This window comes from Lacibacter luteus, assembly GCF_004118265.1.
In the GTDB taxonomy this organism is placed as follows: domain Bacteria; phylum Bacteroidota; class Bacteroidia; order Chitinophagales; family Chitinophagaceae; genus Lacibacter; species Lacibacter luteus.
On sequence record NZ_SDHW01000003.1, the window covers coordinates 491,793 to 514,455 of the forward strand.

Below are 22,663 nucleotides of genomic sequence, written 5' to 3' on the forward strand. Positions count from 1 at the left end.
GTGCAATGCAAGGCTCAGCAAACAGATTACACAAAGTTCACCAAGACCGGCACAAAGTACACAGAGCTTTGCGTTCTTTGAGAATTCCTTTGTGTACTTCGTGAAACAAAAAATCGATTATCACAAACTAACCGCAACGGTACATGGAATACAAGTTCAGAGATATTGAGAAGAAATGGCAGCAGCAATGGATCAATACAAATGCCTACAGGGTTTCGAACGTAAGTGAGAAGCCAAAGTTTTATGTGTTGGATATGTTTCCTTACCCAAGTGGGGCAGGTTTGCATGTGGGGCATCCGCTTGGGTATATTGCCAGCGATATTTACAGTCGCTTCAAACGCCTGAAAGGGTTTAATGTATTACACCCGATGGGTTACGATGCATTTGGTTTACCTGCTGAACAGTATGCCATTGAACATGGTGTGCATCCTGCGGTTAGTACCGATCAGAATATTGCCAACTTCCGCCGACAGTTAGATAATATCGGTTTCTGTTACGATTGGGAACGTGAAGTGCGTACCTGCGATCCCGGTTATTATAAATGGACACAATGGATATTCTTGCAACTCTTCAATAGTTTTTACAACCGTAAAACAAACAAAGCTGAAAAGATCGATGTGTTGATTGCATCGTTTGAAGCAGAAGGTTCTGCCACTCACGGCTATCGGCTCACGACTGCAGGCTTTACTGCTGATGAATGGAAAGGCTATGATGATGCAACAAAGCAAAGCATACTCATGGATTATCGCCTGGCTTATTGCGGTTATGGCGAAGTGAATTGGTGCGAAGCATTAGGAACTGTATTGGCGAATGATGAAGTAGTGAATGGCGTAAGCGAACGTGGTGGACATCCGGTAGTGAAAAAGAAATTGCGTCAATGGTATTTGCGCATTACAGAATATGCCGATCGTTTACTCGAAGGATTGGAACGCATTGAATTCAGCGAAAGCATGAAGGAAATGCAAACAAACTGGATCGGGAAGAGTAGTGGAGCGGAAATTGATTTTGCAATTAAAGGGAATGAACAAAAGTTAAGAGTATATACGACCCGGCCCGATACCATCTTCGGTGTTGACTTTATGGTAATTGCTCCAGAGTTGGATTTGGTTGACCAGATTAAATCTGCTGAACAAACAGCTGCAGTTGATGAATATATTGCTTATGTAAAAAGCCGCAGTGAACGTGAACGCCAGGCAGAGAAAAAGATCAGTGGTGTGTTTACAGGTGCGTATGCAGTGAATCCGTTTGATGGGAGAGAAATTCCCATCTGGATTTCTGAATATGTATTGGCGGGTTATGGTACAGGTGCTATCATGGCGGTGCCTTGCGGCGATGAACGTGATTTCAAATTTGCACAGCATTTTACTATTCCCATCACCAACATCATTGGTAAACATTTCAATGGTGAAGAAGCCAACGCAACCAAGGATGCTGTTTTAGAGAAGAGCGGTTTCCTGAATGGCATGCCGATGCGTGAAGCAAGTGAGATCGTAATTAATAAACTGGAGGAGTTAGGAATTGGGTTGAGGAAAGTAAATTTCAGAATGCGTGATGCAGCGTTTAGTCGCCAGCGTTACTGGGGCGAACCATTCCCGATTCAATGGAAAGGCGGCACTGCTTATCCATTAAGCTCAACGGAGTTGCCATTGCTGTTACCCGAAGTTGATAGTTATAGTCCCGGTCCGGAAGGCGAAGGTCCGTTGGCAAATATTCCTGAATGGGTAGCAAAAGAACTGGAAACGAACACCATGCCCGGTTACGCAGGCAGCAGTTGGTATTTCTTACGATATATGGATCCGAAGAATGAAACTGCCTTCTGTGATCGTAGCGTAAGTGATTATTGGGGACAGGTTGATCTGTACATTGGTGGTACAGAACATGCAGTTGGTCATTTGTTGTACAGCCGTATGTGGACGAAAGCTTTGTACGATCTTGGATTTATTGGTCATGATGAGCCATTTAAGAAGTTGGTGAACCAGGGGATGATTCAAGGTTCATCACGTTTTGTGTATCGTATCAATGGCACCAACACATTTGTATCAAAAGGTTTATTGAAGAGTGAAGAAGAATATGAAGGAAGGAAATTAGATAAACTGCATGTGGATGTAAATTTTGTGGATGGCTATGAATTAGATGTGGAAGCCTTTAAGAAGTGGCGGAATAATGAACATGCAGGTGCTGAATTTATTTTCGAAAGTGATAAATATATCTGTGGCTCTGAAGTTGAGAAAATGAGTAAGAGCAAGTTCAATACGGTTAACCCCGATGATCTTGTAAATAAATATGGAGCCGATACATTCCGTATGTATGAAATGTTCTTAGGTCCTGTTGAAATAAGCAAGCCTTGGGATACAAAAGGTATTGAAGGTGTTCATCGCTTCCTTAAAAAACTCTGGCGTTTGTTTTACGATGATCTGAAAGGTCAAATGTGGAATAACGATAAAGCAACTGATGCAGAATTGAAAGTGTTGCACAAAACCATCAAGAAAATTGAAGATGATACCGAACGTTTCAGCTTCAACACCGGTGTAAGTACCTTCATGATTGCTGTAAACGAACTCAGCGATCTGAAATGCAACAAGAAAGAAATTCTTGAACAGCTGCTTATTCTCTTAACACCATATGCGCCGCATGTAAGTGAAGAGTTGTGGAGTTTGTTGGGCAACAGTGGTTCTGTGCTTGATGCATCCTTCCCGAAATTTGAAGCGAAGTATGTAACCGAATCAACCAAAGATTATCCTGTTGCCATTAACGGTAAAACAAGAACAGAGTTGACGCTCGATCTCGCCATTACACAAGCCGAAGTAGAACAGATCGTGTTGAGCAATGAAATTGTGTTGAAATGGCTCGATGGCAAACAACCAAAGAAGATCATTTATGTAAAAAACAAAATGATCAATGTGGTGATATAATTTATGCGATGGGTTAACCGCCGCTTTATCCTTAAAATTTCAAAACAAACAATGAAAAAATTAGTAGTGATCGCAGCTGTTGTTTTTGCTGCATGTAATTCGAAACCCGAAACAAATCAGCCTTATGTAGAAGAACGTGCAACAGTCAGCACAGAGCCGGTAAAAGAATATTCGTTTACCGATGCAGATAGTGCAAAATTTAAAGTGCAGTTGTTCGAACAAAAAAAATCACTCAATTACGAAGTGAAGTTTTCGTACAAGGAAGCTGCCAGCGAAAAAATCATCACGCTGCCAAACATGGGCATTATGCCAAAGCCTGAGCTGAAAAAAGGTGCGAACGATCTGTCCTGCATCATTGGTTTTTACGATGCCGATAGCATTTTTATGGAATACCGTCTTGTAAATGTTGAGAAAGGATTATTGGGTTACAAACACCTGAAAGAATACCAGGTAGAGCAACCAAAGAAATAGTACAACCTGTACAGTAATAGTGAAGGTTGATGAATGGTTTTTCGCCATTCATCAACCTTTCTTCATTTTGGGATAAAAGAGTTTGTATTTTCCAACGATAAAAATCATCAAGCATGAAGCAATTGTTTTCATTTTTATTCTTTAGCCTTATCAGTAGTATTGCTTTTGCTCAAAGCAACACTCACTTTCTTTCAAACCCCACACTTTCACCCGACGGGCAAACGGTTGTGTTTGCATTTGAAGGTGATCTGTGGAAAGCCAATGTCAACGATGGACAGGCTACCCGCATCACCGCCATGCAAGGTTATGAAACATCGCCACGTATTTCACCCGATGGTAAGTGGATCGCTTTTACCGGAAGGCAGTATGGTAATGCCGATGTGTTTGTGATACCTGCTAACGGCGGCGATGTAAAACAGATCACGTTTCACAGTGGTAACGACGATGTAACAAGCTGGAGCTGGGATAGTAAAACGATCTATTTCAACAGTGGCCGTATGGGACAGATCGCAGGTTTTAAAGTAGCTGCATCTGGTGGTACACCGCAACGTGTGTTTGGCAGTAATTTTTTTCAGTACGATCATAATTTAATGGAGCATCCCACAACAGGTGAGATCTTTTTCAACGATACCTGGGAAAGTGCGAATCAAATTCAACGGAAACGATACAAAGGACCTTTCAATCCCGATATACAATCGTACAATTTCAAAACCAAACAGCATAAGAAGTACACAACATGGGAAGGAAAAGATTTTGCTGCAACGATTGATAAAAGCGGAAACGTATTTTATATCTCCGACGAAAACAATGGCGAGTACAATCTCTACACATTGGATAACGGAAAGAAAAAAGCACTCACCCGTTTCTCTTCTTCTATTAAAACACCGCAGGTAAATGCCAATGGTGGTAAAGTAGTGTTTGAAAAAGATTACCAGTTGTGGTTATACGATGTAAAGACAGATAAAGAAAGCAAACTGAATATTTCGATTGTGCGTAACAACGTGTTGCCAAAAGAAAAAGATTATGAAGTGCGTGGCAATATTTCTGCTTTTGATGTATCGCCCGATGCAAAAAAATATGCGTTTGTGGTAAGAGGCGAATTGTTTGTAAGTGATGTGGATGGAAAATTTGTGCAGGAGATCAAACGTGGATCAGCAGAACGTGTGCGTGAAGTGCGTTGGATGAGCGATAACAAAACCATTGTGTTTACGCAAACAGCCGATGGTTATACCAACCTGTTTACTGTTCGTGCCGATAGCAGTGCAACTCCTAAACAACTCACCAGCGATAAACAGAACAATCGCAGCTTAGTAGTAAATAGAAAACGCAACATGCTTGTGTACTTAAGTGGGCGTAACGAGGTGCGCCTGCTTGATCTGAAAACACTGCAAAGCAAAACCATTGTGAAGGATGAACTCTGGGCATTTCAAAACAGCGATCCCGGTTTTTCGCCCAACGATGAATATGTTGTGTTTACTGCACGCCGGAATTTTGAAGAAGATATTTTAGTCCATCACATCAAGAGTAATAAAACCATCAATCTTACCAACAGTGGTGTAACAGAGAACAGCCCGATCTGGTCACCCGATGGTAAGTATATCTACTTTGTTTCGCAACGTTTGAAACCATCGTATCCGTTTGGAATGGCGAATGCAAAAGTGTATCGTGTAGCATTGGAAAAAATGGATGAGCCTTATCGCCTGGATAAGTACAACGAACTATTCAAAGAAGAAAAGAAAGATGCAAAACCAACTAATGCTGATTCCGGTAAAGTGATCACAATTGATACAGATCTGATCATGGAACGCCTCGAGCAGGTTGGTCCGTCCTTTGGTGCACAATACCTCATCAACGTATTTCAAAAAGGAGAGAAGACAACAGTATTATATGTCAGCAATCATAGTGAAGGAAGATTTTCTACATGGAAAACAGTATTGGAACCTTTTGAATCAACCAAGACGGAAAAGATTATCGGTGGCGATGTTGGTGGATTTGATGTGCTTGAAGTGAACGATAAATATTTTGCACTGGGTAATGGTGTTATTCACAAATTGAACCTTGATGCAAACCGTGCTGATCCTGTGAATATCAGTTACACCTTCCGCCGTAACCTACAGGAAGAATTTAACCAGATGTTTTATGAAGCATGGGCCGGCATGGAAGAAGGTTATTACGATGAAACTTTCCACGGCTTGAACTGGAAGAAAACAAAAGAGTATTATCAACAGTTCCTTCCTTTCCTGAACAATCGTGCCGATTTGCGTACACTGCTCAACGATATGTTGGGTGAACTCAACTCATCACACCAAGGCTTTGGAACATTTGGTGATGATGAAAACATTGCATTAACAAGTGCCACGATGGAAACAGGTATCATCTTCGAAAATGATGAGCCGTACAAAGTGAAATACATTGTAAAACGTTCGGCAGCCGATCGTAAGAACATCGATATTAAACCGGGTGATGTATTGCTGAAAGTGAATGATGAAACAGTTGATGCAAACAAAGATCGCAACGCTTACTTCACACTTCCATCACGTGACCGAGAACTGAAGCTTACATTTAAACGTGGTGCTGAAACGGTGAATGTAAAAATTCATCCGCAGTCAACATTGTTTAGTAATCTCTACGATGAATGGGTTGATAACAACCAGAAACGTGTTGATGAAAAAAGTAAAGGACGCATTGCTTATGGTTATATGAAGAACATGGGCACAGGCGAACTGGAACAGTTCATTAATGATATGACACAGGAACTGTCAACAAAAGATGCACTCATTTTCGACCTTCGGTATAACACCGGCGGTAATGTGCACGATGAAGTGTTGAAGTTTTTAAGTCAGCGTAGTTACTTGCAATGGAAATACCGTGAAGGAAAATTAGCACCGCAATCAAATTTCTCACCTGCAGATAAACCAATTGTATTGCTCATTAATGAACAATCGTTGAGTGATGCGGAAATGACCGCACAAGGGTTTAAAGGATTGAAGCTTGGTAAGATCATTGGTAACGGAACTTATCGCTGGATCATTTTCACCAGCGGTATTGGCTTGGTGGATGGCTCAAGTGTGCGTATGCCGGCCTGGGGTTGTTATTCACTCGATGGAAAAGACCTGGAGATAAATGGTGTGCAGCCGGATATTCTCATCGTCAACAGTTTTGAAGATAAACTCAATGGCAACGATCCGCAACTGGATAAAGCCATTGAAGAAATATTGAAGCAGATCAAGGGATGAGTGATGAGTAATGAATGATGAATGTTGAGCTGTAGCAGCTATTCAACTCTAAAACGAAGGGTGTACATCAGTACACCCTTTTTATTTGCTAAATCATCTTTGTCTTTTTCTCTGTGTTCTCTGTGCCCTCTGTGTGAATAAACATTGTAAGCGTAGCGAACAATCTTTTTTCCTCTTTCACTCTCTTAGCTCTCACTCTTTCCGCACGAACCGTATCATCGCACTGCTGTTCTCGGTACTTTCAAGATTAGCGGTATAACGCACACCGTTTACATAAGCGATCATGTAAGAAGTATTCGGTGGAATAGCTCCAAGGTTTTCGGCCACCATTACCAATTCATTATTTTCGGTTAACTCCTTCACTGCAAACTTTACCACATACGGTTTATCACTCAGTTTCACATGTTCAAATACCAATCGGTTGTTCATGAATAGCGAAATAGAATCACCATCGATCTCCGCATTATCATAAAAATGAATTTCAACTGTGTCGCCGAGTAAAGGCAATTCTGTTGTTAATACTTTTTTTCGCTCAATAAATTTTTCGGTAATGGTTGGTGGTTTTGTAACAACAACTGCCGGCTCTTTTACAGGTGGCTTGTTTTCCGTTTTGGTAACAGGCTGTGTTTCCTTAGGAATAGTGGTTTGTGGTTGCAGAATAACAGGATCAGGTTTCGGTTCTTCACGCTTCGGTTGCTCCGTTAAAACAGGTGGTGGAGCTACTGCAACAATTTCAGGTTGCTTTCCAACTTTATGAATAGCCGCCACACTGTCTATGAAATAAGGATCGTTGGCACCAACGGTGTAATTATCGATCACAAAGTTCCATTCATCGGTAAACTGTGGTTGCTCCACTTTATCTAAATGCAGATCACCTTTATTCTTTTGTTCTTCTTTTGTTACTGCTTTTCCATCGAGCATCATTACAGCACCACCGGGGCAATTAAAATCGGCTTCCATCAATAACGGCACAGCGCCCGGAGAAGTAATTGCAATACGCCCTGTTTTTGCTTCTATCAATTCATCATCCCACCAAACCACTTCATTGGTCTGCGTATTGAAATAACCTTTCACCGCATAACGCCGATAGTTATTTGGACTTTCATAGTAATACGAAGTGCCGAATAAACTGTCGCCACGTTGGATCAGTTTCAGTTCAAGTTTGGCTGGTTTTAAACCATTGCCCACTTTCCCTTTCCATACTCCGGTGATCATTTGGGCATGTGTGAGGGAAACAAAAACCAACACCGCAATAACAGTAAGTAAATAACGAAGCTTCATAGTTATGTGCCTACAACGTACTGTTGGCCGGAATATTTTTTGTTCGGTAAAAATTAACAACTCTGCATCCTACCTTTATGCTATGTCATCTTCGCTTATTCCCATTCTTGAAAAAAATAAACACAGCTTTCATCCTGTTGTTCCTTTTGATGCTGTAACAGATCGCTTACTGCAAATGGATTTTACGGAAGCAAATAAATCTCTTACAAAAGAAGTGATTGAAGATGTTGCAAAATTCAGCACTTATGTTGATCAGCAGTTAAGCGATGCAAATGCATTGTATGGTATTGGTGGTTATGCCGAACATCGGACAGTGTACAGCAGAAGCAACGTGTTTGATGCATCCGATGGCGGCGAACCAAGACGCTTGCATTTGGGTACCGACATATGGGGCAAGGCAGGAACACCAGTGTTTGCTGCATTGGGCGGAATGGTGCACAGTTTTAAATTCAATAATCGTTATGGTGATTATGGTGCAACGATCGTATTACTGCATCAATTAGAAAGCGCCGCATTTTATACATTGTATGGTCATGTTAATTTAAAAGATCTGGCGTTGGTAGAAGGGCAATACATTAATCGTGGGCAGGAGTTTGCACATTTTGGTGAGCCACATGAAAATGGTCACTGGCCACCACATCTGCATTTCCAGATCATCAGTGATATTGAATTGAACGAAGGCGATTATCCCGGTGTATGCAGAATGAGTGATAAAAGTTTTTATTTAAAGAATTGCCCGGATGCTGATTTGATTTTGCAGATGAATCAGTTTTTGTAGGTATGCCATACTTCTTTGCAGACTGATGAAAGAAATGGGAGCGCCACTAAGTATGGCATACCTAGTACACCACTATTCACTATTCACCACTCACCATTCACGTTTTTTCTTAGTTTTACACCCAATGGCCAACCCCAATTTAAATAGCGATAAAGAAGGACTGAGTGCAGCAGAAAAGGAATTTGAAAATAATATTCGTCCGTCGAATATAGAAGAGTTCAGCGGCCAGCAGCAGATCATTGATAACCTCAAGATTTTTATCAAAGCGGCAAAGATGCGTGGCGAAGCATTGGATCATGTTTTGTTTCATGGTCCTCCCGGTTTAGGTAAAACAACACTCAGTCGCATTGTTGCAAATGAACTGGGTGTAAGCATCAAAGAAACAAGCGGACCGGTGATTGAAAAGCCCGGCGATCTTGCAGGCTTGCTTACAGGATTGGAAGCAAATGATGTGTTGTTCATTGATGAGATCCATCGGTTGAGTACAGTAGTGGAAGAATATCTCTACGCAGCGATGGAAGATTACCGTATTGACATTATGATCGATAGTGGGCCCAATGCAAGAAGCATCCAGATCAACCTTAATCCTTTTACATTAATTGGTGCAACAACAAGAAGCGGTTTATTAACTGCTCCGTTGTTATCACGCTTTGCCATTAAATCACGTTTGGAATATTACAATGCAGAAACACTGCAAAAAATTATTCAACGTGCTGCAGGTATTTTAAATGTAAAGATCACCAGCGATGCAGCAAGGGAAATTGCAGGACGCAGTCGTGCAACACCACGTATTGCTAATGGACTATTACGCCGTATGCGTGATTTTGCAATGGTGTTGGGTAACGGTGTTATTGATCTGGGTGTTACACAACATGGATTGAAAGCATTGAATGTAGATGAATATGGTTTGGATGATATGGATAATAAAATTCTTTCTGCTATCATTGATAAATTTAAAGGCGGACCAGTGGGCATTACTACCATTGCAACAGCAGTTGGTGAAGAGCCCGGCACACTGGAAGAAGTGTATGAACCATTTTTAATACAGGAAGGTTTTCTGCAACGTACGCCAAGAGGAAGAGAAGTAACAGCAAAAGCGTATGAGCATTTAGGAAAGAAACCTTACGGTGGAATCAATCCAACATTGTTTACGTAAGCAACAGCATAAAAAAAGTCCCCCGTTTTTAGCGGGGGACTTTTTTTGAATCTTATTACAAAGGTTTAATGCGCCTGATCGCTTTCATTTTTTTCTTCCAGCTTAGGTTCATTTAATTCAACTACACGTTTTGCTTTCATTCTGTTGCGCATCACCATGTTCAGCATTTCTACAGTAAAAGAGAATGCCATACCGAAGTAGATATAATTTTTCAAATGCAGTTCATGTGCCGCTTCAGCATTCCATCCTTCAATCACCAAACTCAACCCGATCATTACAAGAAATGAAAGCGCAAGCATTTTCAGCGTTGGATGTTTATGAATAAAGCCGGCGATCTTCGGACTGAATAAAAACATCACCGTCATTGCAATAACAACTGCAGCGATCATGATCTCTACATGTTTGGCTGTACCACCGGCAGTAATGATACTGTCGAAGGAAAATACCGCATCAATAAGAATGATCTGGCCAATGGCCTGGCCAAACGAAATTCCTTTTGCATTTTTCGGATCCTGGTTGGGGTCTTCACCTTCCAGCTTCTGATGTATTTCGTGTACCGATTTGTAAATAAGAAACAAACCTCCCGCCAACATTACCAGGCTTGCGAGGTCAAATCCTTTACCTGCAATTGTAAACACAGCTTTCCCTTTTTGAGATAAGAGCCATCCTAATCCCATCAGCAATAAACTACGGGAAAGAATTCCGGTGATCATCCAAAGCCGTCTTGCTTTCTTCTGGTCTTTTAATTCTTTTAAACGGTTAAGGATGATGCTTACAAAAATTACATTATCGATACCAAGCACAATTTCGAGTACAACAAGTACAATAAAACTGATAATGCTTTCGGTCGTAAAAAGATGTTCCATGTTTCTTCTTTAATTCCTATTGATGAATGTTGTTACAGATTTTCTTTGCAATGCCGGGACCTTCATAAATAAAACCTGTCCACACCTGCACAAGTACGGCGCCGGCATTCAATTTTTCATTTGCATCGGCCGATGTAAAAATACCTCCGCTGGCAATAACCGGAATTACACCGTTTGTTTTTTGTGTGATGTATTGTACGATCTCGGTACTGCGTTGTTTCACCGGTAAACCACTTAAACCACCCGCACCAATTGCAGTTACAGTTGCAGCATCGGCGGTAAGTCCTTCACGGCTGATGGTTGTATTACTTGCCACCAATCCATCGAGTTGAATTTCACGGGCAAGATCAATAACATCATCTAACTGCGATTGTGTTAAGTCTGGTGCTATCTTCAACAAAATCGGTTTTTCAACAATCGAATCTGTTTTCAACTTCAAACGTTCGGTGCGTAATGTTTGTAAATGCGAAAGAATTTTTCGTAACGAATCTTTCTCCTGCAGTTCACGCAGGCCCGGTGTGTTGGGGCTACTTACATTCACAACAAAATAATCTACGTAATCAAACAGCTCGTTAAAACAGATCTCGTAATCCTTCCATGCATCTTCGTTTGGCGTTACTTTGTTTTTGCCAATGTTACCGCCGATGATCAATGATGAATGATGAGTGATGAGTTGTGTACCGCTGCTATCGTACTTCTTACTTCGTACCTCGTTCTCTCTCCATTTCTTCAATCGCTCCGCTACAACCTTCACACCTTCATTATTAAAGCCCATGCGGTTGATGATGGCCTTGTCTTTTGGTAAACGGAACAGGCGTGGTTTGTCATTTCCATCCTGTGGTTTTGGTGTAACCGTTCCAATTTCTACACATCCAAAGCCAAGCACTTCCAGTTCACGCAGGTATTTTGCATTTTTATCAAAACCAGCTGCAAGACCAACACGGTTTTTAAATTCAAGTCCCCAGCTTTCAAATGCAAGTGCTTTATTTTTTGTTTGAAAATTTGCAGCGAGTATTTTTTTTATAAAGTCAACTGAGCAGAAAAAACGCAGTGCATTCATGGCGAAGTAGTGCACTTTCTCAGCATCAAACCAAAAGAAAACGGAACGTATAAGTTGATACATTAGTTCTTTTGTTCCTTCCGGAACGTTTTAAGTTTGGAAATAACAGCAGCATCTAATAATTGAGCTGCAAGCGGATGATCAGGTTCAAAATTCAAAAAAGTCCATTCGGGTGAAGTTTCATCTTTAACAGCAACCATGTTCGTATTTACATTTACTACAAACTTTTTGCTTGCTGCATCGTACCGAACATTTTTGGCTCCGTATTGCGATTTTAAAACGTTTAACATTGTTGTGTTGCCATCGGCGGCATCCGATGCTTCCTGCTTTATTTGCATGCGAATCAACATCGAATAACGAATGAGGTGGTAACTTCCTTTATTTACAACAACCAATGGCGAAATGCTGCCATATTGTAACGAATCCATTTCCATTTTCACTTCATCATCGCCTGCAAAAGTAGATTTGAAAATTTCAATCAGTTGCTCCCTCGGTGCAACCGTGAAAACTTTTGGGTAGATATAGTCCATCAGTTTTTCAAAATCGAGCGCCTGGTTAAGTTTTAAGAATGTATCGAGCCGGCTTTTCATGGCAGCATCAACCTCTTGTGCTGCTGCGGAAAAAGTAAAAAGGAACCCGATCAAAAAGAGAAATACAAGCTTTTTCATACCATGTTATATTTCAGGGCACAAAAAAACCGCTTAAAAAGCTGTCTGCAAAAAGTTTTTCGACAAAACAGGATTTCTGTACATTTGATATAGAAAGTTGCATAAACAACTATTTAACGATTGAACCAAAAAGAAATTCTATGCAGGAAGCATATATCGTGGCGGGTTACCGCACAGCAGTGGGCAAATCAAAGCGTGGCGGGTTTCGTTTTACACGACCCGATGATCTGGCGATTGATGTGATCAAAGGATTGCTGGCAAGTGTACCCCAGCTCGATCCTAAGCTGGTGGATGATGTGATTGTAGGCAACGCAGTGCCGGAAGCAGAACAGGGTTTGCAGGTGGGCCGCATTATTGCAGCACGTGCAGTAGGTTTTCATGCGCCGGGTATGACGGTGAACCGTTATTGCGCCAGTGGTTTGGAAACAATTGCCATTGCTACCTCGAAAATTCGCATGGGCATGGCTGAGTGTATTATCGCCGGTGGTACAGAAAGTATGAGTCTTGTACCAACTGCAGGTTGGAAAACAGTACCAGCGTATTCCATTGCGAAGGACGAACCGGATTATTACCTGAGCATGGGTTTAACGGCTGAAGCTGTTGCCAAAGAATACAATGTTAACAGGGAAGATCAGGATCAGTTTGCATTCAACAGTCATATGAAAGCAAAAGCAGCCATTGAAAATGGTTATTTCAAGAGCGGCATTTTACCCATCACGGTTGAAGAAGTTTATCTGAACGAGAAAGGCAAAAAGCAAACAAGAAATTTTGTGGTTGATACCGATGAAGGTGTGCGTGCCGATACCAATACAGAATCGCTGGCGAAGCTGAAACCGGCTTTTGCAGCGAATGGTTCTGTTACAGCAGGTAACTCTTCGCAAACAAGCGATGGTGCTGCTTTTGTGTTAGTAATGAGTGAACGATTGGTAAACCAGCTGGGCTTAAAACCAATTGCCCGTTTGGTGAACTGTGTTTCGGCAGGTGTGCATCCACGCATTATGGGTATTGGTCCGGTGGAAGCAGTACCCAAAGTATTGAAGCAGGCCAACATGCGTTTAAACGATATTGACCTGTTTGAACTGAACGAAGCCTTTGCATCGCAAGCTTTGGCAGTTATCCGTCAGCTTAATCTCAATCCTGAGATTGTGAACATCAACGGTGGTGCCATTGCATTGGGTCATCCCTTGGGTTGCACCGGTGCTAAGCTCACCATCCAGATCACGAACGATATGAAGCGTCTCAATAAAAAATACGGTATTGTTACAGCCTGTGTGGGTGGCGGTCAAGGTATTGCCGGTATTATTGAGAACATTGCGTAGTCTCTATTTCGTCGTAATAAAGCAGAGTAGTCCCGCCCTTGTGGCGGGATTTTTTTTTATGGGATTTTTCCCAAGTAGTCTTTTTTATCCTCCCCATTAAACTTTTGTAACTTAATGAGCTCAAATCTTGGATTTCTTGTCTAAACCAAACTGCCTTATGGATCGTAGAGCATTTCTTACAGCTGGCAAAAAAAAGCAGACCGATCTACACATACAACCCACAGTTGTAGCCGGTAGAACTACTACAGGTTTGAATTTGTATGCCGGTGTATGGACCAAAACAGAAGTAACACACTTATTAAAACGAACCATGTTTGGCTCACGCCTCAGCGACATCAGTTATTTCGCTGCCAAAACAATGAACGAAGCAGTGGATGAATTACTGAATCCTGTTTCTCCATTACCGACACCACCTTTAAAAGATTATGATGGTGTAACCGGTGCAACCACACCCGATACTAGTGTACCCGATGGAACAACCTGGGTGGATAATGTAAACAACGATGGAACCATTCAAAGCCGTCGCAGAGCTTCGTTTAAAAAATGGTGGATGGGTTGTATGCTGCAGCAGGATAGAAGCATCAGAGAAAAGATGACTTTGTTCTGGCATAATCATTTTGCAACAGAAACAGTGGATGTAGGCAATGCTAATTTTTTATACAAACATGCCAATCTCTTGCGTACAAAAGCATTGGGCAACTTTAAACAACTGGTGAGAGATATTACACTTGATCCTTCAATGCTTATTTATTTGAACGGACGATTGAATACAGCTACTGCACCCGACGAAAACTATTCACGTGAGTTGCAGGAGTTGTTTACGTTAGGAAAAGAAAACAATCCCAACTATACGGAAGCCGATGTAAAAGCAGCGGCAAAAGTTTTAACCGGATGGCGGGTTGATAATACAGTGAACACGTTTCATTCTTACTTCACCTCATCTCGTCACGATGCAACGAACAAAACATTTTCATCTTTCTTCGGCAATACGGTTATTACCGGCAGAACAGGAACAACAGCAGGCGATCTTGAGTTAGATGATCTGTTGAATATGATCTTTGCAAAGAATGTAGAAGTAAGCCGCTTTATGGCAAAGAAGCTTTATCGCTTTTTTGTGCATTACGATATTGATGCAGCTGCAGAAGCAAATGTAATTGATCCACTCGCTCTCATTCTTCGCACAAACAATTGGGAAATAAAACCGGCACTCACAGCCTTGCTCAAGAGCGAACATTTTTTTGATGCAATGAACCAGGGTGCAATGATCAAATCGCCCATTGATCACACTATTGCGTTGTGCAGGGAGTGGGAAGTTGTTTTTCCTGATGTGGCAACACTTTATGCTGATGCGTATGGTATGTGGAATTATGTAATGACGGTTGCAGCCAACAATCAGCAGAACATCGGCGATCCACCCAATGTAGCTGGTTGGCCTGCTTATTACCAGGTACCACAGTTTTATGAATTGTGGGTGAATACGGATACGTTACCGAAACGTAATCAATTCAGCGATCTCATGATCGGTAATGGTTATTCACGCAATGGAAAAAAGATTGTGATCGATGCTGTTGAGTTCACAAAAAAATTAACGAATCCCGGCGACCCGAATGAGTTGATTAACGAAGTATTTGATCTGTTGTTCCAGATACCGATTTCGCAATCGGCCAAAGATCAATTGAAAAAAGATTTCCTGTTAACCGGTCAAGACTCTGATTATTACTGGACCAATGCCTGGAATATTTATCTCGGCGCACCAACCACAGCCAACTACAATACAGTAAATACCCGTTTGCGTGGTTTGTATAAATATTGTATGAACCTCGCCGAATACCAGTTGGCTTAACATCAAAATCTGATTCAATGAAACGCAGAGATTTTTTACAGAACACAATACCGGCAGCCATACTGCCATCCATCATTGATAATTTTTCCATTCGTGTGTTGGGTGATAATCCGGTAATGGCAGCGTTGCTGAATACATACGTTGAAACAGATCGTGTATTGGTCATCATTCAACTTAATGGCGGTAACGATGGTTTGAACATGGTGGTACCACTTGATCAATACAGCAACTACTACAATGCACGAACCAATATTGCCATAGCACAAAACAAAGTGCTTACGCTCAGCGGAACAAGTGCAGTAGGCTTACATCCATCGATGACGGGTTTACAAACCATGTACAACGAAGGCAAACTTCGGTTAGTGCAGGCTGTTGGTTATCCCAATCCTAACTTCTCTCATTTTCGTGCAACAGATATCTGGATGAGTGCCAGTGACAGCGATGAACAATTGTACAGTGGTTGGGGCGGCCGTTATCTCAGCGATCAATATTCCAATTATCCGGTTGGTTATCCAAACACAACCATGCCCGATCCTTTAGGTATACAAATCGGTTCTTCCGCTTCATTAACATTCCAGGGGCCGAGTGTAAATATGGGCATCAGTATTTCAAGCGCTACTAATTTTTATAACCTCATCAATGGTATTGAAGATCCTGCACCTGCAACAAAAGCCGGTAATGCATTGCAGTATGTGCGTTTGGTTGCCAAACAATCCAATCAATACGCTACACGTATTTCAGCTGTAGCAGCTGCAGTACCAACACAAGGAACATATCCATCAGGTAATACCTTGGCCGATCAGTTAAAAATTGTTGCACGATTGATTAAAGGAGGATTGAAAACAAGAGTGTACATGGTAAGTATGGGCGGCTTCGATACACACTCTGCACAAACAAGCACCGATACTTCAACCGGCACACACGCTACCTTAATGCAAAGGTTGAGTGATGGCGTAAAAGCATTTCAGGATGACCTGAAAGGTTTAGGTATTGAAGATCGTGTAATCGGAATGACTTTCTCTGAGTTTGGCCGTCGTATTAAATCGAATGCAAGCACAGGAACCGATCACGGAGCTGCGGCACCGATGTTTGTGTTTGGTACAAAAGTAAATCCTGGCATCACAGGTGTTAATCCAACCATACCAACAACAGCAACGGTAAACGATAACATACCAATGCAATACGATTTCCGAAGTGTGTATGCTACTATTCTGCAAAACTGGTTTTGTGTTGATAATGTTACACTTCAAACCATCATGCTGCAAAATTTTCAGCAACTTGGTTTATGTGCAAACGGCAATTGTGTTACAACCAATGTAGATGACAACCGCAACGCAGGCATCACATTAATTTCAAACTATCCCAATCCATTTACTTCATCCACCACCATCAGCTTTACCACAAAGGGCGGGCATACGTTGGTGCAGATCATGGATGCGTTGGGGCGTGTACTTACAACGCCTGTCGATCGCACATACAGTGCAGGTAAGTATCAAATCAACTTCGATTCACATACCTTACCTCCGGGTGTTTATTACATGCGTTTCCAGAATGGAAGCACCCAGCAGGTAAAACCTATGCTGAAGGTTCGGTAAAAAATAATTTTGGAGGTTTAAAAAGCTCAAGCTTATATTTGCAACGTTGTTTCAAAAAATTAAGCATGAGGTCAATCTTTATTTTTTTAGCCCTGTTTGCAGGTGTACAGTCAGCGTCAGCTCAGAACAAGACATTTAGTTTAAAAGGATCGGTTGTTAATATAATCGACAAACAGCCATTACCGGGAGCAAATATTTATCTGCCCGATCTTCGTCGTGGTGTTATTGCCGATAATACAGGTGCATTTACAGTGAAGGATATTCCTGCGGGAACGCATCTTATCGAAATCTCGTATGCAGGTTTCAGCAGCATCATTGTTTCTGTAGATTTTGTGCAGGATACCGAACAGAAATTTGAATTAAAGCCAACTGTTGCCGAACATAACGAAGTAGTGGTAACAGGAGTTTCAACAGCAACATCACTACGTAAAGTATCTACACCGGTTGTTGTAATGCGTAAGCAGGAATTGTTGCAAACAGGCTCTGCCAATATTATTGATGCACTTACCCGTAAGCCGGGCATCAGCCAAACATCCACAGGCCCGGCAATAAGCAAACCGGTTATTCGTGGTTTGGGTTTTAACCGTGTGGTTGTAATTAACGATGGTTTGCGCCAGGAAGGTCAGCAGTGGGGCGATGAACATGGTATTGAAGTAGATGAATACAGTGTGCAAAAAGCAGAGATATTAAAAGGCCCTGCTTCATTGATGTATGGAAGCGATGCTATTGCGGGTGTTGTCAACTTCATCAGCAATACACCTGTAACAGAAGGAAAGATTAAGGCGAACCTTTTTGGTAATTATCAAACCAATAATCATCTGCGTGGTTTTTCGGGCAACATTGCAGGTAACAAAAATGGTTTTCTGTTTAACGCATACGCATCATCAAAAGATGCAGCTGATTACCGCAATGCAAAAGATGGTTATGTATTCAACTCGAAGTTTAATGAACGTAATGCAGGCGGAATGATTGGCCTGAGCAAGAAATGGGGTTACAGTCATTTAGTGTTCAGTAGTTTTAACCAGAAGCTTGGTTTGGTAGAAGGCGAGCGTGATGCTGATGGCAACTTTATTAAATACGGTGGTACGGCATTGGAAACTGTTGCAACAAACGATGATTTTCTATCCACCAAACCAACGATACCTTACCAGCATATTACACACGAAAAGCTGGTGAGTGATAACAGTTTCTTTTTGAAAGGCGGAAAGCTGAATATTAATGTTGGCGCACAACGTAACCAACGCAGGGAATTTGGTAATGCAGAAGATCCTGAAGAAAAAGAATTGTATTTCGATTTGAAAACACTCAACTACAACGCACAGTATCATTTTAAGCAAAAGAACAACTGGAAACTTTCGTTTGGCGCAAGTGGTATGAACCAGCAAAACACAAACAAAGGTGAAGAAGCAATTATTTCTGATTACAGTTTGAGCGATATCGGTGCATTTGCTTTCACGCAAAAAAAATGGAACCGTTTCGATTTCAGTGGTGGTGTTCGTTTCGATCGTCGTTCGGTAAACGGTAAAGAAATGCTTGATGGTGCCGATGTTAAGTTTGAATCGTTCAACCGTAATTTCTCCAATGTATCTGCAAGCGCAGGGTTTACCTATGAGTTTCCAAAAACTGCATTGTTGCGTTTTAATATTGCAAGAGGATTCCGTGCACCAAACATGGCTGAGTTAAGCAGCAATGGCGCACACGAAGGAACAAACCGTTACGAAGTAGGTGATAAAGATCTGAAGTCGGAAACAAGTTTGCAGGTTGATGCCGGTATAGAATTGAATGCAGAGCATATAACTTTCACTGCATCGTTATTCCACAACAGCATTAACAACTATATCTTTTTCGAAAAGCAACCTGCTGTAGCCGGTGGCGACTCGATTCTTACAATTGATGGTGAAGATTTTTATCTTTTCCGTTTTGTACAACAGGATGCACGTTTGTACGGTATGGAACTGTCGTTAGATATTCACCCGCATCCGTTAGACTGGCTGCATTTTGAAAACTCATTCTCTTTTGTACGTGGACAGTTAGCGAAGGCTACAGAAGGAAATAAAAATATTCCGTTTATACCAGCTGCAAGATTATTCAGCGAACTGCGTTTCGATTTGTTTGCACATCAAAACAAAGTGTTTAGAAATACCTATTTCAAAGCAGAGCTTGATCATAATTTTGCACAGAATAATGCCTTTACTGCTTATAACACAGAAACAACAACCGGCTCATTTACTTTATTGAATGCAGGTGTTGGTGGAGAATTGATGCGCAAAGGCAAAACCTTAGCTGCTGTATATTTCCTTGTATCGAATATTGCTGATGTTGCTTATCAGCATCATTTAAACCGTTTGAAGTATGCAGGTGAAAACCCACGTACGGGTCAACCAGGCGTGTACAATATGGGGCGCAATTTCAGCATTAAAGTAAATGTACCGCTGGAGTTTAACTGGAAATAAAAAGCCTGCGTGGATAAGTCGTTTCTCTGTAATTTTCAGTTATGAACGACTTATCCATTAACACACCTGCATTGTTATTTCCGGCTATTACCTTGTTAATGCTGGCATATACCAACCGCTTTCTTGCCATTGCAGCATTGGTGCGTAAACTGCACGATGAATATGTGAAAGAAGAAGAGCAGGTTCAGTTGCACAAACAGATCAGTAATCTGCGTGCACGCATCAGCTATATCCGCAACATGCAGGCTTTAGGTGTACTCAGCTTTTTGCTGTGTGTAGCATGTATGTTTCTTATTTTCCGTAATTACGATGTGGCTGCAAAATGGGTGTTTGCATTAAGTTTGCTGAGTTTACTTGCATCGTTATTGTTTTCGTTGGTAGAAATTATTCTCAGCACAAAAGCAATTGATGTGGAGTTGAGCGATATGGAATTGAAACGCCCCAGTTTGTTGAAGCATTTGCTGGATGATGAATAAGATGATGAGTGATGCGTACGGGAATCCAATTATCATTGATTACTCATCACTCATTATATCAATAATCAAATTTTTTAGGTTCAGAAGTTTCATACTCTCCGTCGTAGCGAACAAAAAAGTAGAGATAAATGGTGCGGCTTAATCGCATAAGCCAAGGTTGCAGTATCAATAACAAAACAGCATTCAACCCTAGCCACCAAAACACACGGTTGTCGTTGAATGATACACCAATCAATACCCACCAGGCAACAAAAGTTGCAACAGAAATAGCCACTGTTAAAGCATAGCTTACATAGCCTGTTCCGTACCAAAAGCCCGGTTCCATATCAAATTTCTGTTTGCATACACTGCAGTCTTCGTGCATATCGAACGTATGCTTAAAGTTATAGGCACTAAATGGTTTAAACAGCTTTCCTCTGCGGCAACGTGGGCAGTTCATGGAAAGCATACTCCACAAATAATTCGGCTTTGGTTTAGAAGAACCCATGCAAAAAATTTTTGCAAAGTTAACCTATCTGCAATTGTAGAAAGTGATATACATCACTTTGCAAAAGAAAATTTAACTAAACACCGGGAGCAGCAGCGGCAATTTTCTTACGTTCGCCAATTTGCTGGCGCCACATGGCATAGTACAAACCTTTTTCTTCGAGCAATTGCTGGTGATTGCCTGTTTCAACCACATCGCCGCCTTCGAGTACATAAATACGATCGGCATGCATAATGGTGCTGAGCCTGTGTGCAATTAAAATGGTTATCTGGTTGCGTTGCGAAGAAATTTCACGGATGGTAGTTGTAATTTCTTCTTCTGTTATGGAATCGAGTGCTGATGTTGCTTCATCAAAAATGAGTAAACGTGGTTTGCGTAACAATGCACGGGCAATAGACAAACGTTGTTTTTCACCACCACTTAACTTCAATCCACCTTCCCCGATCATTGTATCCAATCCTTTTTCGGCACGGGTCAGTAACCGCTGGCAACTTGCTTTGTTCAATGCATCTAAAAGATCCTCTTCACTTGCTGAAGGATTTACGAATAGCAGGTTTTCTTTAATGGTGCCGCTGAACAGTTGTGTATCCTGTGTTACAAAGCCAATCTGGTTGCGGAGGTCTTCAAAGTTGATGGAGTTTTCATCCATGCCGTTGTACAGGATCTTTCCGTTTTGCGGACGATACAAGCCCACCAATAATTTCATCAACGTTGTTTTACCTGAACCAGATGGTCCCACGAATGCAACTGTTTCGCCTGTTTTTACATTGAAGCTGATATCGGTAATAGCGTTTTGCGATGCTGTTTGATGTTTAAACGAAACATTGTTGAACGATAAGGTTTCAATTGAACCTAAGTGCAAAGGATTAACAGGCGTTGGTTCCGGTTGTTTTATCATCAACTTATCGAAGTTGGTAATACTTGCTTCCGCTTCACGGTAAGAAAGCAATATGTTTCCGATCTCCTGCAGCGGACCAAATACAAAGAAAGAAAAGATCTGCATAGTTACCAGTTGCCCTGCATCCATTTCGCCTTTGTATATCACCCACATCAACATAAATAAAATAACCTGGCGAAGTGTGTTTACAAATGTACCCTGCACAAAACTGATGCTGCGGATGCGTTTTACTTTGGTTAATTCGAGTCCGAGAATTTTAAATGTATTCTTGTTTAAACGGGTTACTTCCTGATCGGTTAAACCTAAACTTTTTACCAGTTCAATATTGCGTAGCGATTCGGTAGTGGCACCCGCCAGTTGTGTAGTTTGTGCCACAATATTTTTCTGTACAGCTTTTACCTTTTTACTGAGGATATTACTGATGATGACCAATAGAAAAATGCCGCCAAAATAAATAAACGGTAAACTCCAGTGAATAGATGCTGCATAAACAGCAACGATTACAATACCAATAATAACCGGGAATAACAGGTTGATGAAAGCCGATACAAACTTTTCGGTATCGGTACGCACTTTGGTTAATATGGAAAGTGTTTCACCGCTTCGCTGGTCTTCAAAATCCTGGTATGGCAGTTTCATGGCATGCTTCAAACCATCGGTAAAAACTTTTGCACCAAACTTTTGTGTGGTAAGATTTTGAAAATAATCCTGGAATGCTTTTGCAATACGGCTGATCATGGCAACAGAAATCGAAGCAATGAGTAACCAAACCACACCATATACCGTTACCTCTTTAGGCACTTTGGTTATTTCACCGTTTGCTTGAAGCTTTAAACTAACATCGGTATAAGAAGTCTTAGCAAAAAGAAAATCGTTCCAGTTAAATGGTTCGATCTTTTGATGATAGGTGCCTAAGTTGATGAGTTTTCCGAAAATGATGGGGTCGAGTAACGAGAATCCGCTGTTGATTGCAGCAAGAAACATGGTTAAGGCAATTAGCCCTTTGTAGGGGGCAAGATATTTTAAAAGCAGTTTCATATAATAGTTTATGTAAAAGGATGATATGTTTCAAAGCACGCTCCACTTTTAAAAATAAGACAAGTTTGCAGGAATAAACAGGCTTAACAATGCAAATACGGGCATCTTCTGCCTGCATTTATTCTT

General features: G+C 41.3%; 16 protein-coding genes. 10 read left to right on the forward strand and 6 right to left on the reverse strand.

Annotated elements, in window-relative coordinates; all coding sequences use genetic code 11:
• Nucleotides 1-143: 143 nt before the first annotated feature.
• The 3 genes from leuS (at nt 144) to ESA94_RS13180 (ending at nt 6,619) form a co-directional block, all read left to right on the forward strand.
• Nucleotides 144-2,912: a leucine--tRNA ligase gene (gene leuS / locus ESA94_RS13170; RefSeq protein ID WP_129131368.1), complete on the forward strand. Its 2,769-nt coding sequence runs from the start codon at nt 144-146 to the stop codon at nt 2,910-2,912.
• Between the two features lie 51 nt (nt 2,913-2,963).
• Nucleotides 2,964-3,383, forward strand: a complete 420-nt coding sequence (locus tag ESA94_RS13175) for a hypothetical protein (protein WP_129131369.1) — start codon at nt 2,964-2,966, stop codon at nt 3,381-3,383.
• A gap of 113 nt (nt 3,384-3,496) precedes the next feature.
• Nucleotides 3,497-6,619, forward strand: a complete 3,123-nt coding sequence (locus ESA94_RS13180; protein WP_129131370.1) for a S41 family peptidase — start codon at nt 3,497-3,499, stop codon at nt 6,617-6,619.
• 192 nt (nt 6,620-6,811) lie between these two features.
• On the opposite strand, the gene ESA94_RS13185 is transcribed toward ESA94_RS13180, so the two are convergent.
• Nucleotides 6,812-7,900, reverse strand: a complete 1,089-nt coding sequence (locus tag ESA94_RS13185) for a hypothetical protein (RefSeq protein WP_129131371.1) — start codon at nt 7,898-7,900, stop codon at nt 6,812-6,814.
• Nucleotides 7,901-7,982: 82 nt separating this feature from the next.
• On the opposite strand from ESA94_RS13185, the gene ESA94_RS13190 reads away from it, so the two are divergent.
• Both ESA94_RS13190 and ruvB read left to right on the forward strand, forming a co-directional pair.
• Entirely contained in the window at nt 7,983-8,678 is a 696-nt protein-coding gene (locus ESA94_RS13190; RefSeq protein ID WP_129131372.1) for a peptidoglycan DD-metalloendopeptidase family protein, read from the forward strand.
• Nucleotides 8,679-8,802: 124 nt separating this feature from the next.
• On the forward strand, nt 8,803-9,834 hold the full coding sequence (gene ruvB / locus ESA94_RS13195) for a Holliday junction branch migration DNA helicase RuvB (protein ID WP_129131450.1): 1,032 nt from the start codon (nt 8,803-8,805) through the stop codon (nt 9,832-9,834).
• 65 nt (nt 9,835-9,899) lie between these two features.
• Here ruvB and ESA94_RS13200 read toward each other — a convergent pair whose 3' ends face one another.
• From ESA94_RS13200 to ESA94_RS13210, 3 genes are read right to left on the reverse strand one after another with little or no spacing between them, the layout of a single operon-like run.
• Nucleotides 9,900-10,700: a TerC family protein gene (locus ESA94_RS13200; RefSeq protein WP_129131373.1), complete on the reverse strand. Its 801-nt coding sequence runs from the start codon at nt 10,698-10,700 to the stop codon at nt 9,900-9,902.
• A gap of 16 nt (nt 10,701-10,716) precedes the next feature.
• Nucleotides 10,717-11,823: a quinone-dependent dihydroorotate dehydrogenase gene (locus ESA94_RS13205; protein WP_129131374.1), complete on the reverse strand. Its 1,107-nt coding sequence runs from the start codon at nt 11,821-11,823 to the stop codon at nt 10,717-10,719.
• Complete coding sequence (locus ESA94_RS13210; protein WP_129131375.1) at nt 11,823-12,428, reverse strand: hypothetical protein; 606 nt, start codon at nt 12,426-12,428, stop codon at nt 11,823-11,825. Before ESA94_RS13210 ends, ESA94_RS13205 begins: the two co-directional genes overlap by 1 nt.
• A 140-nt stretch (nt 12,429-12,568) precedes the next feature.
• Here ESA94_RS13210 and ESA94_RS13215 point away from each other — a divergent pair, with 140 nt between their 5' ends.
• From ESA94_RS13215 to ESA94_RS13235, 5 genes are all read left to right on the forward strand, one after another.
• Nucleotides 12,569-13,747: a thiolase family protein gene (locus ESA94_RS13215; RefSeq protein WP_129131376.1), complete on the forward strand. Its 1,179-nt coding sequence runs from the start codon at nt 12,569-12,571 to the stop codon at nt 13,745-13,747.
• A gap of 157 nt (nt 13,748-13,904) precedes the next feature.
• Nucleotides 13,905-15,590, forward strand: coding sequence for a DUF1800 domain-containing protein (locus ESA94_RS13220; RefSeq protein WP_129131377.1), 1,686 nt, complete (start codon nt 13,905-13,907; stop codon nt 15,588-15,590).
• Nucleotides 15,591-15,607: 17 nt separating this feature from the next.
• Complete coding sequence (locus ESA94_RS13225) at nt 15,608-17,185, forward strand: DUF1501 domain-containing protein (protein WP_129131378.1); 1,578 nt, start codon at nt 15,608-15,610, stop codon at nt 17,183-17,185.
• Between the two features lie 65 nt (nt 17,186-17,250).
• Nucleotides 17,251-19,638: a TonB-dependent receptor gene (locus ESA94_RS13230; protein WP_129131379.1), complete on the forward strand. Its 2,388-nt coding sequence runs from the start codon at nt 17,251-17,253 to the stop codon at nt 19,636-19,638.
• A 41-nt stretch (nt 19,639-19,679) separates the two neighbouring features.
• Entirely contained in the window at nt 19,680-20,114 is a 435-nt protein-coding gene (locus ESA94_RS13235; protein ID WP_129131380.1) for a DUF2721 domain-containing protein, read from the forward strand.
• A 58-nt stretch (nt 20,115-20,172) separates the two neighbouring features.
• On the opposite strand, the gene ESA94_RS13240 is transcribed toward ESA94_RS13235, so the two are convergent.
• Nucleotides 20,173-20,601: a DUF983 domain-containing protein gene (locus tag ESA94_RS13240; protein ID WP_129131381.1), complete on the reverse strand. Its 429-nt coding sequence runs from the start codon at nt 20,599-20,601 to the stop codon at nt 20,173-20,175.
• 76 nt (nt 20,602-20,677) lie between these two features.
• Nucleotides 20,678-22,537 carry an ABC transporter ATP-binding protein gene (locus ESA94_RS13245; protein WP_129131382.1) on the reverse strand — a complete coding sequence of 620 codons (1,860 nt, stop codon included), beginning with the start codon at nt 22,535-22,537 and terminating at the stop codon, nt 20,678-20,680.
• Between the last annotated feature and the right edge of the window lie 126 nt (nt 22,538-22,663).

Coding starts and splice junctions, on each gene's coding strand:
- leuS (WP_129131368.1), top strand. CDS start 144: ATGGAATACAAGTTCAGAGATATTGAGAAGAAATGGCAGCAGCAATGG.
- ESA94_RS13175 (WP_129131369.1), top strand. CDS start 2,964: ATGAAAAAATTAGTAGTGATCGCAGCTGTTGTTTTTGCTGCATGTAAT.
- ESA94_RS13180 (WP_129131370.1), top strand. CDS start 3,497: ATGAAGCAATTGTTTTCATTTTTATTCTTTAGCCTTATCAGTAGTATT.
- ESA94_RS13185 (WP_129131371.1), bottom strand. CDS start 7,900: ATGAAGCTTCGTTATTTACTTACTGTTATTGCGGTGTTGGTTTTTGTT.
- ESA94_RS13190 (WP_129131372.1), top strand. CDS start 7,983: ATGTCATCTTCGCTTATTCCCATTCTTGAAAAAAATAAACACAGCTTT.
- ruvB (WP_129131450.1), top strand. CDS start 8,803: ATGGCCAACCCCAATTTAAATAGCGATAAAGAAGGACTGAGTGCAGCA.
- ESA94_RS13200 (WP_129131373.1), bottom strand. CDS start 10,700: ATGGAACATCTTTTTACGACCGAAAGCATTATCAGTTTTATTGTACTT.
- ESA94_RS13205 (WP_129131374.1), bottom strand. CDS start 11,823: ATGTATCAACTTATACGTTCCGTTTTCTTTTGGTTTGATGCTGAGAAA.
- ESA94_RS13210 (WP_129131375.1), bottom strand. CDS start 12,428: ATGAAAAAGCTTGTATTTCTCTTTTTGATCGGGTTCCTTTTTACTTTT.
- ESA94_RS13215 (WP_129131376.1), top strand. CDS start 12,569: ATGCAGGAAGCATATATCGTGGCGGGTTACCGCACAGCAGTGGGCAAA.
- ESA94_RS13220 (WP_129131377.1), top strand. CDS start 13,905: ATGGATCGTAGAGCATTTCTTACAGCTGGCAAAAAAAAGCAGACCGAT.
- ESA94_RS13225 (WP_129131378.1), top strand. CDS start 15,608: ATGAAACGCAGAGATTTTTTACAGAACACAATACCGGCAGCCATACTG.
- ESA94_RS13230 (WP_129131379.1), top strand. CDS start 17,251: ATGAGGTCAATCTTTATTTTTTTAGCCCTGTTTGCAGGTGTACAGTCA.
- ESA94_RS13235 (WP_129131380.1), top strand. CDS start 19,680: ATGAACGACTTATCCATTAACACACCTGCATTGTTATTTCCGGCTATT.
- ESA94_RS13240 (WP_129131381.1), bottom strand. CDS start 20,601: ATGGGTTCTTCTAAACCAAAGCCGAATTATTTGTGGAGTATGCTTTCC.
- ESA94_RS13245 (WP_129131382.1), bottom strand. CDS start 22,537: ATGAAACTGCTTTTAAAATATCTTGCCCCCTACAAAGGGCTAATTGCC.